General features: G+C 63.1%; 13 protein-coding genes. 10 read left to right on the top strand and 3 right to left on the bottom strand.

Annotation, left to right across the window (positions count from 1 at the left end; all coding sequences use genetic code 11):
* Positions 1-29 precede the first annotated feature (29 nt).
* From prfB to APH25_RS10000, 7 genes are all read left to right on the top strand, one after another.
* Positions 30-1,125 (top strand): peptide chain release factor 2 gene (gene prfB / locus APH25_RS25465; RefSeq protein WP_154660095.1). Its coding sequence is split into 2 segments (ribosomal slippage): positions 30-101 and positions 103-1,125, totalling 1,095 coding nucleotides; the frame shifts between segments, so codons are not numbered across the junction.
* A 93-nt stretch (positions 1,126-1,218) separates the two neighbouring features.
* Positions 1,219-2,721: a lysine--tRNA ligase gene (gene lysS, locus APH25_RS10025; protein WP_028634873.1), complete on the top strand. Its 1,503-nt coding sequence runs from the start codon at positions 1,219-1,221 to the stop codon at positions 2,719-2,721.
* Between the two features lie 141 nt (positions 2,722-2,862).
* The gene (locus APH25_RS10020; RefSeq protein ID WP_028634874.1) at positions 2,863-3,567 is read left to right on the top strand and encodes a TetR/AcrR family transcriptional regulator; all 705 of its coding nucleotides are present in this window, start codon (positions 2,863-2,865) and stop codon (positions 3,565-3,567) included.
* Between the two features lie 28 nt (positions 3,568-3,595).
* Positions 3,596-4,144, top strand: a complete 549-nt coding sequence (locus APH25_RS10015; protein WP_060481796.1) for a hypothetical protein — start codon at positions 3,596-3,598, stop codon at positions 4,142-4,144.
* Positions 4,145-4,221: 77 nt separating this feature from the next.
* On the top strand, positions 4,222-5,499 hold the full coding sequence (locus APH25_RS10010; protein ID WP_028634876.1) for a flavohemoglobin expression-modulating QEGLA motif protein: 1,278 nt from the start codon (positions 4,222-4,224) through the stop codon (positions 5,497-5,499).
* Positions 5,471-6,394, top strand: a complete 924-nt coding sequence (locus tag APH25_RS10005) for an alpha/beta hydrolase (protein ID WP_060481795.1) — start codon at positions 5,471-5,473, stop codon at positions 6,392-6,394. The genes APH25_RS10010 and APH25_RS10005 overlap by 29 nt, the downstream gene beginning before the upstream one ends.
* Positions 6,391-6,717, top strand: a complete 327-nt coding sequence (locus APH25_RS10000) for a hypothetical protein (protein ID WP_060481794.1) — start codon at positions 6,391-6,393, stop codon at positions 6,715-6,717. Before APH25_RS10005 ends, APH25_RS10000 begins: the two co-directional genes overlap by 4 nt.
* Before the next feature lie 140 nt (positions 6,718-6,857).
* On the opposite strand, the gene APH25_RS09995 is transcribed toward APH25_RS10000, so the two are convergent.
* From APH25_RS09995 to APH25_RS09985, 3 genes are all read right to left on the bottom strand, one after another.
* Positions 6,858-7,640, bottom strand: coding sequence for an OmpA family protein (locus tag APH25_RS09995; protein WP_028634879.1), 783 nt, complete (start codon positions 7,638-7,640; stop codon positions 6,858-6,860).
* A 50-nt stretch (positions 7,641-7,690) separates the two neighbouring features.
* Positions 7,691-8,104, bottom strand: coding sequence for a DUF4398 domain-containing protein (locus APH25_RS09990; RefSeq protein ID WP_028634880.1), 414 nt, complete (start codon positions 8,102-8,104; stop codon positions 7,691-7,693).
* Between the two features lie 269 nt (positions 8,105-8,373).
* A complete protein-coding gene (locus APH25_RS09985; RefSeq protein WP_060481793.1) occupies positions 8,374-8,715 on the bottom strand; it encodes a hypothetical protein in 342 nt (113 codons plus the stop codon).
* A 198-nt stretch (positions 8,716-8,913) separates the two neighbouring features.
* On the opposite strand from APH25_RS09985, the gene ppc reads away from it, so the two are divergent.
* The 3 genes from ppc (at position 8,914) to tsaB (ending at position 13,232) form a co-directional block, all read left to right on the top strand.
* Positions 8,914-11,541, top strand: a complete 2,628-nt coding sequence (ppc, locus tag APH25_RS09980; protein WP_060481792.1) for a phosphoenolpyruvate carboxylase — start codon at positions 8,914-8,916, stop codon at positions 11,539-11,541.
* Between the two features lie 257 nt (positions 11,542-11,798).
* Positions 11,799-12,449: an adenylate kinase gene (gene adk / locus APH25_RS09975; RefSeq protein ID WP_028634883.1), complete on the top strand. Its 651-nt coding sequence runs from the start codon at positions 11,799-11,801 to the stop codon at positions 12,447-12,449.
* A gap of 108 nt (positions 12,450-12,557) precedes the next feature.
* The gene (tsaB, locus tag APH25_RS09970) at positions 12,558-13,232 is read left to right on the top strand and encodes a tRNA (adenosine(37)-N6)-threonylcarbamoyltransferase complex dimerization subunit type 1 TsaB (protein ID WP_060481791.1); all 675 of its coding nucleotides are present in this window, start codon (positions 12,558-12,560) and stop codon (positions 13,230-13,232) included.
* Positions 13,233-13,243: the final 11 nt, after the last annotated feature.

Genomic DNA, 13,243 nt, shown 5'->3' with positions numbered 1-13,243 from the left:
TTCACCGAATTCGCACGAGTAGCCCGCCCATGGAAATCCAACCGATCCTGAACACCATCAAGGACCTCACCGAGCGTTCCCAGTCCATTCGGGGGTATCTTTGACTACGATCACAAGCATGACCGCCTGATCGAAGTCAACCGCGAGCTGGAAGACCCCAACGTCTGGAACAAACCCGAGTACGCGCAGGCCCTGGGCCGCGAGCGTGCCATGCTGGCCCAGGTGGTGGAAACCCTGGACAAGATGGCCAACGGGCTGTCCGACTGCAAGGACCTGCTCGACATGGCCGTCGAGGAGGGTGACGAAGGCGCCGTGAGCGATGTCGAGACCGAGCTGCAGGCCCTGGAGGAATCCCTGGCGCAACTTGAGTTCCGTCGCATGTTCAGCGGCGAGATGGACATGAACAACGCCTACCTCGACATCCAGGCCGGTTCTGGCGGTACCGAGGCGCAGGACTGGGCCAACATCCTGCTGCGCATGTACCTGCGCTGGGCCGACAAGCGCGGGTTCGACGCCACCATCATCGAGCTGTCCGAAGGTGAAGTGGCGGGCATCAAGGGCGCCACCGTGCATATCAAGGGCGAATACGCGTTTGGCTGGTTGCGTACCGAAATCGGCGTGCACCGCCTGGTGCGCAAAAGCCCGTTCGACTCAGGCGCCCGTCGCCATACATCGTTCTCGGCCGTGTTCGTGTCCCCGGAAATCGACGACAAGGTTGAAATCGAAATCAACCCGGCCGACCTGCGTGTCGACACCTATCGCTCGTCCGGCGCCGGCGGGCAGCACGTGAACACCACCGACTCGGCGGTGCGTATCACCCACGTGCCAACCAATACCGTGGTGGCCTGCCAGAACGAACGCTCCCAGCACGCCAACAAGGACACCGCCATGAAAATGCTGCGGGCCAAGTTGTACGAGCTGGAGATGCAGAAGCGCAACGCCGCCTCGCAAGCACTCGAGGACAGCAAGTCGGACATCGGCTGGGGGCACCAGATCCGCTCCTACGTGCTGGACGACTCGCGCATCAAGGACTTGCGCACCGGTGTCGAGCGCAGCGACTGCCAGAAGGTGCTCGATGGCGACCTCGACCAGTACCTCGAAGCCAGCCTCAAGCAGGGGCTGTAAGCCGAACACCACCGCCGCGATACCCGGCCACTGGCCGGGGTCGCGTGCCCTGCCCGACAAGGGCAACGAATACCTGATGGAAAGACTGACGACATGAGCGACCTGAAGACCGAATCGCAAGACCTGCAACAGGAAGAAAACGCCCTGATCGCCCTGCGCAAGGAAAAACTTGCCGCAGAGCGCGCCAAAGGCAACGCCTTCCCCAACGACTTCCGTCGCGACAGCTACTGCAACGACCTGCAGAAGCAGTACGTGGACAAGACCAAGGAAGAGCTGGAAGCAGCCGCGATCCCGGTCAAGGTAGCTGGCCGTATCATGCTCAACCGCGGCTCGTTCATGGTTATCCAGGACATGACCGGCCGTATCCAGGTCTACGTCAACCGCAAGACCCTGCCTGAGGAAACCCTGGCGGCGGTCAAGACCTGGGACCTGGGCGACATCATCAGCGCCGAGGGTACCCTGGCCCGTTCGGGCAAAGGTGACCTGTACGTCGAAATGACCAACGTGCGCCTGCTGACCAAGTCGCTGCGCCCGCTGCCAGACAAGCACCACGGCCTCACCGACACCGAGCAGCGCTACCGCCAGCGCTATGTCGACCTGATGGTCAACGAGGAAACCCGCCACACCTTCCGTGTGCGTTCCCAGGTGATCTCGCACATTCGCAAGTTCCTCATCGAGCGTGACTTCCTCGAGGTGGAAACGCCGATGCTGCAGACCATCCCCGGCGGTGCCGCAGCCAAGCCGTTCGAAACCCACCACAATGCCCTGGACATGGCCATGTTCCTGCGCATCGCGCCTGAGCTGTACCTCAAGCGCCTGGTGGTGGGTGGCTTCGAGAAGGTCTTCGAGATCAACCGCAACTTCCGCAACGAAGGCGTCTCGACCCGGCACAACCCCGAGTTCACCATGCTCGAGTTCTACCAGGCCTATGCCGACTACCGCGACAACATGGACCTCACTGAAGAGCTGTTCCGCGAGCTTGCGCAGCTGGTTCTGGGCAGTACCGATGTGCCGTACGGTGACAAGGTGTTCCACTTCGGTGAGCCGTTCGTTCGCTTGTCGGTGTTCGACTCGATCCTCAAGTACAACCCTGAGCTGACTGCAGCGGACTTGCAGGACGTGGACCGCGCCCGTGACATCGCCAAGAAGGCCGGCGCCAAAGTGCTGGGCCACGAGGGCCTGGGCAAATTGCAGGTCATGATTTTCGAAGAGTTGGTCGAGCACAAGCTGGAGCAGCCGCACTTCATCACCGAATACCCGTTCGAGGTGTCGCCGCTGGCACGCCGTAACGACCAGAACCCCGCCGTTACCGACCGCTTCGAGTTGTTCATTGGTGGCCGCGAGATTGCCAACGCCTACTCCGAGCTGAACGACGCCGAAGACCAGGCCGAGCGCTTCCTGGCCCAGGTGGCGGAAAAGGACGCCGGTGACGACGAAGCCATGCACTACGATGCCGACTTCGTGCGCGCGCTGGAGTATGGCATGCCGCCGACTGCAGGTGAGGGCATCGGTATCGACCGCCTGGTGATGCTGCTGACCAACTCGCCGTCGATTCGTGACGTGATCCTGTTCCCGCACATGCGCCCGCAGGGCTGAGTCTGCTGCATACAGGTATGTCATTTGGGGCCGCTTTGCGGCCCCATTTGCGTTCTATGACGAGCCAACGGCATGTTCCCACCGAACATTTGGTATTGTCTGCGACACCCCAGTTCCCGAGGTTATCCCGTGACACCTGCCATGCCTGACCAGGGCGCCGCCGGCATCGCCACCGCCGTCGCCGAGAGCGTGCAATACCAAGGACGCAAAACTGCCCGCCTGGGCAGCGAACAGCGCCGTCAGCGCATCCTCGACGCTGCCATGCGCATCGTGGTGCGCGATGGCGTGCGCGGCGTGCGTCATCGCGCCGTCGCCGCAGAAGCCGGTGTGCCCCTGTCGGCCACGACTTACTATTTCAAGGACATCGAAGACCTGCTGGCCGATTCTTTCGCCCAGTATGTCGAGCGCAGCGCCGCCTACATGGCCAAGCTGTGGGCCAACACCGAAGTGGTGCTGCGCCAGTTGCTCGCCCAGGGTGATGGCAGCCCGCAGGCACGCGCGCGGTTGGCCAACGAAGTGGCAGCCATGACCGCTGACTACGTGCAGCGCCAGTTGCTCAACCGGCGTGACTTTCTCATGGCCGAGCAGGGGTTTCGCCAAGAGGCGCTGCTGTGCCCCCGGCTGGCCGCGCTGGTGCGCGCCCACGAGCAGATCCTGCTGCACGGAACGCGGCAACTGCTGCAGGTTGTTGGCTCGCGCCAGCCCGAACAGGATGCGCAGATGTTGACGGCGATTATCGAGCAGATGGAATATCAGGGCCTGCTCAAGGGCGCTGATGCGCAAGCCGATGGGCAGATGCTCGCTATGCTTACCCGATACCTGCAACTGGTGTTGGCATCGGCCTGAGCATGGGTCGTCACTCAAGGAGAACCTGATGAAAGCCTGGCGTGTGGTGCTGTTGACGCTGTCATTCCTGATGCTGGGCGGTTGTCTGGTGACATTCCCACAGCCTTTGCCTGGTAACCAGGCGGCGCCCAAAGGGCTGCTGGGCAAGTGGCACAGCAAGGATGCCTGGGGTGAGCCATTGCAACTGGTGATCAGCCGCAGCGGTGCGGATGCCTACAAGGCGGTGGCCACAGCCAAGGGCAAGGCCCCCGAGGAGTACATCTTTACTGTGTCGCGCCACGGCAACCGCTGGTACCTGTCGGCCCGTGTGCCGCACACGCTGGGCGGCAACTTCGTCATCGGCGGCTTCGATATCGTCGATGGCAAACAATTGGTGGTCTATGACCTGGACCTCCAGCAGGTTCAGCAGGCCGTGGACAGCAAGGAGCTGAGCGGCCACAGCACCGAGGTGCCGCAGGATAATGGCGAGGGTGTGTTGGTCGACAGCCCGCCGGCCCGCGTGCTTGCCTACCTGGAGGACCCCGCCAATTCCGACCTGTTCGTAGAAGCCGCGCGGTTCCAGCGATCCGGCAAGTGACGCGTTGCCCTCTTCGCGGCTAAGGCCTCGCGCACCTGCCAGCAGTGTCACCCCCGGCCCCGCAGAAGGAGTACCCGTTGGACGAATACCAACAAACCATACGTACCCTGTCCGATCGCATCGTCGCGGCACAAACCCCCATCCGGGTGCTGGATGCGGTGAAGTGGGACGACGGCATCCGCCAGGGGTTCTTCGAAGCCAAGGGCAAGGAGCCCCCAGCCGTTGACCGTGCCTACTACCACGCGCGGCCGCTGGGCTTTGACTCTAGCGCGGTCAAGGCAGAGTTCCAGGCCATCGAGCGTGACATCATCCGCCAGCTCGGCCAGTTCAGCCCGGTAGGGCAGATCATGAAGCGCATGTGCCGCGAGTACCGCATGGTGGTGCGAATGCTCGAGGCCCGTGGCACCGAGGACTTCGGGCTGATTTCCCAGGAGTTGTACGGCGCGGCGTCCGACGTGTTCCACGCCGGCGACCCGACCTTGGCCGACCTCGGCCTGATGCTCTCGGATTACCTGAACAACATTGATGGCCGTGGCGACCTCAAGGACGAACCCAAGAACCTGACCGCCAAGGAAGCCGTGGCCATTTTGCAGCGGCGCTTGAACACCGTGTTTGGTGAGGCCGAGAGCACCATCCGGGTATTCGAGTCCGATGGCATCGTCGCCGACGCCGCAGCGGGCGCCGACTATATCAAGGTGCGCGCCGACGCCATGTTCAATGCCCGTGACGTGCGGGCGCTGGAAGTGCATGAGGGGCTGGTGCATGTGGGCACAACGCTCAACGGCCTGAACCAGCCCATCTGTACCTTCCTGGCCAAGGGCCCGCCTTCTTCGACGGTGACCCAGGAGGGCCTGGCCATTTTGATGGAGGTGATCGCCTTCGCATCCTACCCCAGCCGCCTGCGCAAGCTCACCAACCGCACCCGGGCCATCCATATGGTTGAGGAGGGCGCCGACTTCATGCAGGTGTACCGCTTCTTCCATGAGCAGGGCTTCGACATGGCGCAGAGCTATAGCAACGCCAGCCGGGTGTTCCGTGGCTCGGTGCCGGATGGGCTGCCATTCACCAAGGACTTGTCCTACCTCAAGGGCTTCATCATGGTTTACAACTACATTCAGTTGGCCGTGAAGAAGGGCAAGCTGGAACAGATCCCCTTGCTGTTCTGCGGCAAGACTACCCTCGAAGACATGCGCACCTTGCGCCAGCTGGTTGAGGAAGGCCTGGTGGAGCCGCCCAAGTACCTGCCGGAGCAATTCCGCGACCTTAACGCATTGTCGGCCTGGATGTGCTTTTCCAACTTCCTCAACCACCTGAGCCTGGACCGTATTGAAACCGACTACGCCAACATTCTGTAGCGTGCGCCGCCTGCTTGCCGTGGTCATCGCCATGCTGGCCCTGAACGGCTGCAGCAGCCTGCTGTTCTATCCCGAGCGCGGCCAGGCATTCACCCCTGAGCGTGCCGGCCTTGTGTACCAGGACGTCACGCTGGTTGCGGCCGACGGTGTGCGGTTGCACGGTTGGTGGCTGCCTGCCAAAGCGGGTGTGCCGGTCAAAGGCACGGTGCTGCACCTGCACGGCAATGGCGGCAACCTGCCCGGGCACCTGGGGGGCAGTTACTGGCTGCCGGAGCAGGGCTACCAGGTGTTGCTGATCGACTACCGCGGCTATGGCTTGTCGGAAGGCAAGCCCCGGTTGCCGGAGGTGTACCAGGACATCGCTGCTGCCATGGCCTGGCTCGACCAGGCGCCGGAGGTCAAGGGCAAGCCGTTGGTGCTGCTCGGCCAAAGCCTTGGCGGCGCCATGGCCATTCACTACCTGGCCGCGCACCCCGAGCAGCGCCAACGCTTCAGTGCACTGGTGTTCGACGGCGTGCCGGCCAGCTACCGCGCGGTGGGCCGTTACGCGTTGAGCACGTCCTGGATGACCTGGCCGCTGCAGGTGCCGTTGTCGTGGCTGGTGCCGGACAGCGACAGCGCAATCAACGCCATCGAGCAGCTGACCAGCCCGCCCAAGCTGTTCTTCCACAGCATCGACGATGACCTGGTGCCGATGGACAACGTGATCCGCTTGTACCAGCACGCGCCGCCGCCCCGGGTGTTGCAGCTGACCCGGGGCGGGCACGTGCAAACGTTCGCCGACCCCACCTGGCGCGAAGTGATGCTGCGTTTTCTGGATGACCCCAGCCACTTCAGCAGCCTGAGGCGGCTGGCCGAGCTACCGAATTCCCCTGACGAGAAGGCCCCGCAATGAGTGAAGAACGCAACGCCATACCGCTGATCCTTACCGGTGTTGGCACGATCATCGTGACGGTTGGGGCCTTGTGGTACTACGGTTACCTGCACTTTGCCAAACCGCAGGATGCCTTGTTGCTGCAGGATTTCACCATGCTCAAGACCGTACCCGGCGAAGACTACAAGGTCTCCCTGGAGCCGGCGCTGCAGGTAGCGCAGTGCGTAGATGGCGTGCTGGTGCTGTTCGATACCCAGCAGAAAGGCCTGACGGGTGTACTGGTGGATAACCGCAAACGCGCGGTAAGGTGCATGGGCGAAGAGACGCCTCAGCAGATGCAATAAGCCTGAGTTGAAATTTACCTAGGCTGCGCTGCAGCCATTCGCAGGAAAGCCCGCTCTCACAGGATTGTGTAATCACTGTAGGAGCGGGCTTGCTCGCGAAGAGCCGCAAAGCGGCTCAATGTATTGCAGCCGAACGCGTGTTAACGCATCGACGAGCGCGGTGCTACCGGCTGGTTGTCGTTGGAGATGGTGACTTCCACGCGACGGTTCTGGGCACGGCCGGAGTTGCTGGAGTTATCCGCTACCGGGTACTCCTTGCCATAGCCCTGCGACACGATGCGAGCCGGGTCTACGCCTGCGCGAACCAGTGCCATGCGCACGCTGCCAGCGCGGCGCTCGGACAGCGACTGGTTGTAGTTGGCCGAACCGACGCTGTCGGTGTAGCCCTCTACGATCACCTTGCGCTCAGGGTTTTCCTGAAGGAACTGGGCCAGCTTGGTGATGTTCGGGTAAGCGTTGCTTTTCAGCTCGGCCTTGTTGAAGTCGAACAGCACGTCGCCGAAGGTCACCAGGGTGCCACGGTCGGTTTGCTTGGCGTTCAGGCTCTGCTGCAGCTTGGCGATCTGGGCGTCACGGGCGTCCAGTTTGGCCTGGGCGCGCTGGGCAGCGGCGTTTTTCAGGTCACCTTCTGCGGTGCGCAGGGCGATGGTCTGCTTGGCCACTTCGACGCGCTGGTTGGTCAGGTAGGCCAGCTGGTCGACCTTCTTGTCGTCTTCACGGTCCATGTAGGCCTTGTCGGCCTTGTTCAGCCAGTCCTGGGCATCCTTGGTTTCAAGGGCTGCCACTTTGCTGGCTTGCGGATCGCTCTGCAGCGACGAGAAGTTGGTGCGTGCCGCTTCCAGGTTGGCGTTCGGGTCGTGGGAGCAGGCTGCCAGACCAACGCTGAGGGCCAGAAGAGCGGGAATCATGACGTGTTTGCGCATAGTGTTCATCCTTTGATCGAATACGAAGGCTAGGGTTGGCGGAGCAGGGCTCACTGAGCGCTGCGCAGGCCTTCCTCACGTACGTCCTGAACGCCCTGGCGGGCATCCTGCACGGCCTTCTGGGCCTTGGCCGCCTGGGCCTTGCGTTCGGCGAGGCGAGCGTCCCATTCGGCCTGCTCGGCCAGACGCTTGGCTTCGTCGTACTTCTTGTCATGCATGGCGATTTCGGCCTGCTTGAACTTGTCCTGTGCTGCTTTCATTTCGACAGCAGCGTACTCGGTGCCCCCTGCGCTCACGGCAGCGTTCACGGCGGACTGGGTTACCGCGTACTGCTCGGTTGGCGGGTTGCCTGCACAGCCGGCCAGGACCAGGCTACTGCCCAGGGCCAGCGCGGCCAGCTTGAACCCGCGCACGTGAGAGGATGACGGTTTGAAAGTGCGGGTTTTCATGGTGGTCAGCTCCATTGGATCACTCCTGATAATGACGATGTCCGTAGCAGTCCATCGCTCATCCCCCCCAACCGTTTCCGTACGCTTCAGCTGAATGACGCACAAGTACCGGTGTGCAGGGTTTTAGCGTGATGGCTATTGGCTCCGACTGGAACATTTTTCGAATAGTTCAGAAAAATCTCCCTCGGTTGGCCAACAATTTCTGACTGGTTGGTCAGCGCCCAGGCCCGGGCAAGTCCCGCCTAGGCGGGTGCGCTCGCCAATTTCCGGTACAAGGGGCTGTGTCATTGCTCGCCGTCGCCAGGTTTGGCGCGGGTGTGCAGATGATGGCGTGATAGCGCCAGAAACCTGGGGGTAGGGCCCACATCCTCGTACAGCGGGTCGCCTTCCTCATCGGTGGCAATCACCTGCTGGCCCTGCACGTAGGGGAAGCTGGCTTCCAGTTCCTCAAGGGCCGCAGCCACCAGTTCGCCGAGCAGTTCCTCGGCGGTGCGTTTGGGGTACATGTCGATCAATGCGGCCAGACGCGCTTCGGACTCCAGGTCCAGGTGCAACACATGTTCTGTGCGGCTGAGGGCGCCGGCGGCATTTTGTTCCCAGTGCTGGGCGAGTTCACGTATTTTCATGGTGGCCTCTGGTAACGCCTGTCAAAAGGCATGCAGTGCATGGGAGTGTCGTGGCTTCACTTTAGTTTGCTTTGGCCAAGGTGGCTTGCCTTTGCGCCCTGGCTGTAGGCACTCTTGATGCAACCACGGCCGTCACCGGCAGTGCGCGAAGCCTTACCAGGGATGCAAGGCGCCTGAGCTGCGCCACAGAGAGGGCCAATGACCGATATCGATGTGCGTTTGCGTGAAGATGTCCATGTGCTGGGCGAGCTGCTGGGTGAGACCATTCGCCAGCAGCATGGCGAAGCGTTTTTGCAGAAGATCGAAGCCATTCGTCACAGCGCCAAGGCCGATCGCCGCAGCGCGGGCGAACAGCTCAGTTCCACCCTCGGCGACCTGGCAGAGGATGACCTGCTGCCGGTTGCCAGGGCCTTCAACCAGTTTCTGAACCTGGCCAACATGGCCGAGCAGTACCAGCTGATCCGCCGTCGCGATGGCGACCAGCCCGAACCCTTCGAAGCGAGGGTGCTGCCAGAGTTGCTGGCCCGTCTGAAACACGCTGGCCATGGCAACCAGGCCTTGGCCGACGAGGTCGCTGCGCTGGATATCCAGCTGGTGCTGACCGCGCACCCTACCGAGGTGGCGCGCCGCACCCTCATCCAGAAATACGACGCCATTGCCGGGCAACTGGCTGCTCAAGACCACGGTGACCTGACCCCTCAGGAGGCCGAACAGGTGCGTGAACGGCTGCGCCGGCTGATTGCCGAGGCCTGGCACACCGAAGAAATCCGCCGTACACGCCCCACACCGGTCGATGAAGCGAAGTGGGGCTTTGCCGTCATCGAGCATTCGCTCTGGCAGGCAATTCCCAGTCACCTGCGCAAGGTCGACAAGGCCTTGCACGATGCCACTGGCCTGCGCTTGCCGCTCGACGCCGCGCCAATCCGCTTTGCGTCGTGGATGGGCGGTGACCGGGATGGCAACCCCAATGTCACTGCCGCGGTTACCCGCGAAGTGCTGCTGCTGGCCAGGTGGATGGCCGCCGACCTGTTCCTGCGCGACATCGACGCGCTGGCAGCGCAGTTGTCCATGCAGCAGGCCAGCAATGCCTTGCGCGAGCGTGTTGGAGACAGCGCTGAACCTTACCGTGCACTGCTCAAGCAACTGCGCGACCGCCTACGGGCCACGCGCGCCTGGGCACATGCCGCCCTGACGGGTAGCCAACCGCCCGGCGCCGAGGTGTTGGTTGATAACCGTGACCTCATTGCGCCCTTGCAACTGTGCTACGACTCCCTGAACGAATGCGGCATGGGGGTGATTGCCGATGGCCCGCTGCTGGATTGCCTGCGCCGGGCCGTTACCTTCGGCCTGTTCCTGGTGCGCCTGGACGTGCGTCAGGACGCTGCCCGCCACCGCGATGCCTTGAGTGAAATCACTGAGTACCTCGGCCTTGGGCGTTATGCGGACTGGGACGAAGAGCAGCGCATCAGCTTCCTGCAAGATGAACTGAAAAATCGCCGGCCGTTGCTGCCTGGGCATTTCACGCCAGAGGACGACACCGCCGAAGTGCTTGCCACTTGCCGGGAGATCGCGGCCGCGCCAGGCGCTTCGCTGGGGTCTTACGTGATCTCGATGGCTGGCGCAGCCTCTGATGTGCTGGCCGTGCAACTGCTGCTCAAGGAAGCCGGCCTGACCCGCCCGATGCGTGTGGTGCCGCTGTTCGAAACCCTGGCGGACCTGGACAACGCCGGCCCGGTGATGCAGCGCCTGCTGGGGCTGCCCAGTTACCGTGACAGCCTGCACGGCCCCCAGGAAGTGATGATCGGTTATTCCGATTCAGCCAAGGATGCTGGCACCACGGCCGCCGCCTGGGCGCAGTACCGCGCCCAGGAGAGCCTGGTGCGCATCTGCGCCGAGCATGAGGTTGAGCTGCTGCTGTTCCATGGCCGAGGCGGCACGGTAGGGCGCGGTGGTGGCCCTGCACACGCCGCCATCCTGTCGCAGCCGCCTGGCTCGGTCGCCGGCCGGTTCCGTACTACCGAGCAAGGGGAGATGATCCGTTTCAAGTTCGGCCTGCCGGGCATCGCCGAGCAGAACCTCAACCTGTACCTGGCCGCGGTGCTGGAGGCGACCCTGCTGCCCCCTCCGCCACCGCAACCCGCCTGGCGTGAGGTGATGGACCAACTCGCCGCTGATGGCGTCAAGGCCTACCGCGCAGTGGTACGCGAGACGCCGGACTTCGTCGAGTATTTCCGTCAGTCCACCCCAGAGCAGGAGCTTGGCCGCCTGCCGCTGGGCAGCCGCCCGGCCAAACGCCGCGCCGGGGGTATCGAAAGCCTGCGGGCCATTCCGTGGATTTTCGGGTGGACCCAGACACGCCTGATGCTGCCGGCATGGCTGGGCTGGGAAACCGCCTTGAACAATGCGCTGGCCAGCGGACAAGGAGCGATGCTGGCGCAGATGCGTGAGCAATGGCCGTTTTTCCGCACTCGCATCGACATGCTCGAGATGGTGCTGGCCAAGGCCGATGCGCAGATCGCCGAGGCCTACGACGAACGTCTGGTGCAACCTGAACTGCTTCCTTTAGGTGCGCATTTGCGCGACCTATTGTCGCAGTCGTGCCAGGTGGTACTGGCCCTGACCGGGCAACCGGTGCTACTGGCACACAGCCCGGAAACCCTCGAATTCATCAGCCTGCGCAACACCTACCTGGACCCGCTGCACCGGCTGCAGGCCGAGCTGCTGGCGCGCTCGCGCGCCCGCGAAGCCGCTCTGGACAGCCCGTTGGAGCAGGCCTTGCTGGTGACCGTGGCGGGGATTGCAGCGGGGCTGCGCAACACCGGTTGAGGCTGTAGGGGGAGTGCCCACGCGCACATTGCTGCACCTTGTGCGCGGGTGCTGGCAGCCGGGTTGCGACGGGCGCAACCGCCTGCAGGGTTGGCCTCAAGTGGCGCATTCCTGCAACTTTGGGACGCTTGTCTGGCTGCCGGGCGCTGTGTATCTTGAGCAGCCCTCTGGCCGCTTTATGGCCATACCGATATTTCCGGACTTGGCCCTGGTCGCCGAATCCATTGAATTCCATAAAAAAATTTGAGGAGCACAAGATGCGCGTAATTCTGCTGGGAGCTCCCGGGGCCGGTAAAGGTACTCAGGCAAAGTTCATCACCGAAAAGTTCGGTATTCCGCAGATTTCCACCGGTGACATGCTGCGTGCCGCCGTCAAGGCGGGCACCCCGCTGGGCCTGGAACTGAAAAAAGTCATGGATGCGGGCCAACTGGTGTCCGATGAGCTGATCATCAACCTGGTCAAGGAGCGCATCGCCCAGCCTGACTGCGCCAACGGCTGCCTGTTCGACGGCTTCCCACGCACCATCCCGCAGGCCGAGGCCATGGTCAAAGCCGGCGTGGCCATCGACGCCGTGGTCGAAATCGCCGTGGATGACGAAGAGATCGTTGGCCGCATGGCTGGCCGCCGTGTGCACCTGGCTTCGGGCCGCACCTATCACATCCAGTACAACCCGCCGAAAGTGGAAGGCAAGGACGATGTGACAGGCGAGGACCTGATCCAGCGCGACGACGACAAGGAAGAGACGGTGCGCCATCGTCTGTCGGTCTACCACAGCCAGACCAAGCCGCTGGTGGAGTTCTACCAGAAGCTGTCCCAGGCAAACGCCGGCAAGCCGAAGTACAGCCACATCGAGGGTGTGGGTTCGGTCGAGGCCATTACTGCCAAGGTGCTGACCGCGCTGAGCTGAGCCGATCAGGTTGGGCGCTCCGTGCGCCCAGCCTCACCCTAACGTTCCCCCGCCCGCTGTCGCTGCTTTATACTGCTGCGTTCTCCCAAGCACCTGGAAACCCGTTCGATGACCACCCTGTTGGCCCTGGATACCGCTACCGAAGCCTGTTCCGTTGCGCTGCTGCATGACGGCAAGGTAACCAGCCACTACGAAGTCATCCCCCGTATGCACGCGCAAAAGCTGCTGCCGATGATCAAGCAGCTGCTGGCCGAGTCCGGGGTAGCGCTTGGCGCACTGGATGCCATCGCCTTTGGCCGTGGCCCGGGTGCCTTTACCGGTGTGCGCATTGCCATCGGCGTGGTGCAGGGCCTGGCGTTCGCACTCGAGCGCCCGGTGCTGCCGGTGTCCAACCTCGCCGCCCTTGCCCAGGGGGCCCTGCGCGAGCAGGGCGCACAACAGGTGGCGGCCGCCATCGATGCGCGCATGGATGAAGTGTACTGGGGCTGCTACCAGGCCTGCGCAGGTGAAATGCGCCTGGTGGGCGCCGAAGCGGTGTTGCCGCCCGAGCAGGTGGCATTGCCTGAGGGCAGCACCGGCCAATGGTTCGGCGCCGGTACCGGGTGGGGTTATGCCGACCGCCTGGCTGTGCCCGTGCAGGCCAGCAACGCCACTGCCTTGCCCAGTGCGCAAGACGTGCTCAGCCTGGCCAGCTTCGCCTGGGCACGCGGGGAGGCCATTGCAGCTGACCAGGCGCAACCGGTGTACCTGCGTGACAATGTGGCGACGCCCAAGAAGGCCTGATGCTACTCGTC

This window comes from Pseudomonas sp. NBRC 111119, assembly GCF_001320125.1.
Taxonomy (GTDB): domain Bacteria; phylum Pseudomonadota; class Gammaproteobacteria; order Pseudomonadales; family Pseudomonadaceae; genus Aquipseudomonas; species Aquipseudomonas parafulva.
Note: the sequence above shows the minus strand (reverse complement) of the source record. Positions and strands in the feature narration are given on the sequence as shown.

Excerpts from the sequence above, each read along its gene's own strand:
- APH25_RS10000 (WP_060481794.1), top strand. The coding sequence starts at position 6,391 with ATGAGTGAAGAACGCAACGCCATACCGCTGATCCTTACCGGTGTTGGC.
- APH25_RS09995 (WP_028634879.1), bottom strand. The coding sequence starts at position 7,640 with ATGCGCAAACACGTCATGATTCCCGCTCTTCTGGCCCTCAGCGTTGGT.
- APH25_RS09985 (WP_060481793.1), bottom strand. The coding sequence starts at position 8,715 with ATGAAAATACGTGAACTCGCCCAGCACTGGGAACAAAATGCCGCCGGC.
- lysS (WP_028634873.1), top strand. The coding sequence starts at position 1,219 with ATGAGCGACCTGAAGACCGAATCGCAAGACCTGCAACAGGAAGAAAAC.
- tsaB (WP_060481791.1), top strand. The coding sequence starts at position 12,558 with ATGACCACCCTGTTGGCCCTGGATACCGCTACCGAAGCCTGTTCCGTT.
- APH25_RS10020 (WP_028634874.1), top strand. The coding sequence starts at position 2,863 with ATGCCTGACCAGGGCGCCGCCGGCATCGCCACCGCCGTCGCCGAGAGC.
- ppc (WP_060481792.1), top strand. The coding sequence starts at position 8,914 with ATGACCGATATCGATGTGCGTTTGCGTGAAGATGTCCATGTGCTGGGC.
- adk (WP_028634883.1), top strand. The coding sequence starts at position 11,799 with ATGCGCGTAATTCTGCTGGGAGCTCCCGGGGCCGGTAAAGGTACTCAG.
- APH25_RS10015 (WP_060481796.1), top strand. The coding sequence starts at position 3,596 with ATGAAAGCCTGGCGTGTGGTGCTGTTGACGCTGTCATTCCTGATGCTG.
- APH25_RS09990 (WP_028634880.1), bottom strand. The coding sequence starts at position 8,104 with ATGGAGCTGACCACCATGAAAACCCGCACTTTCAAACCGTCATCCTCT.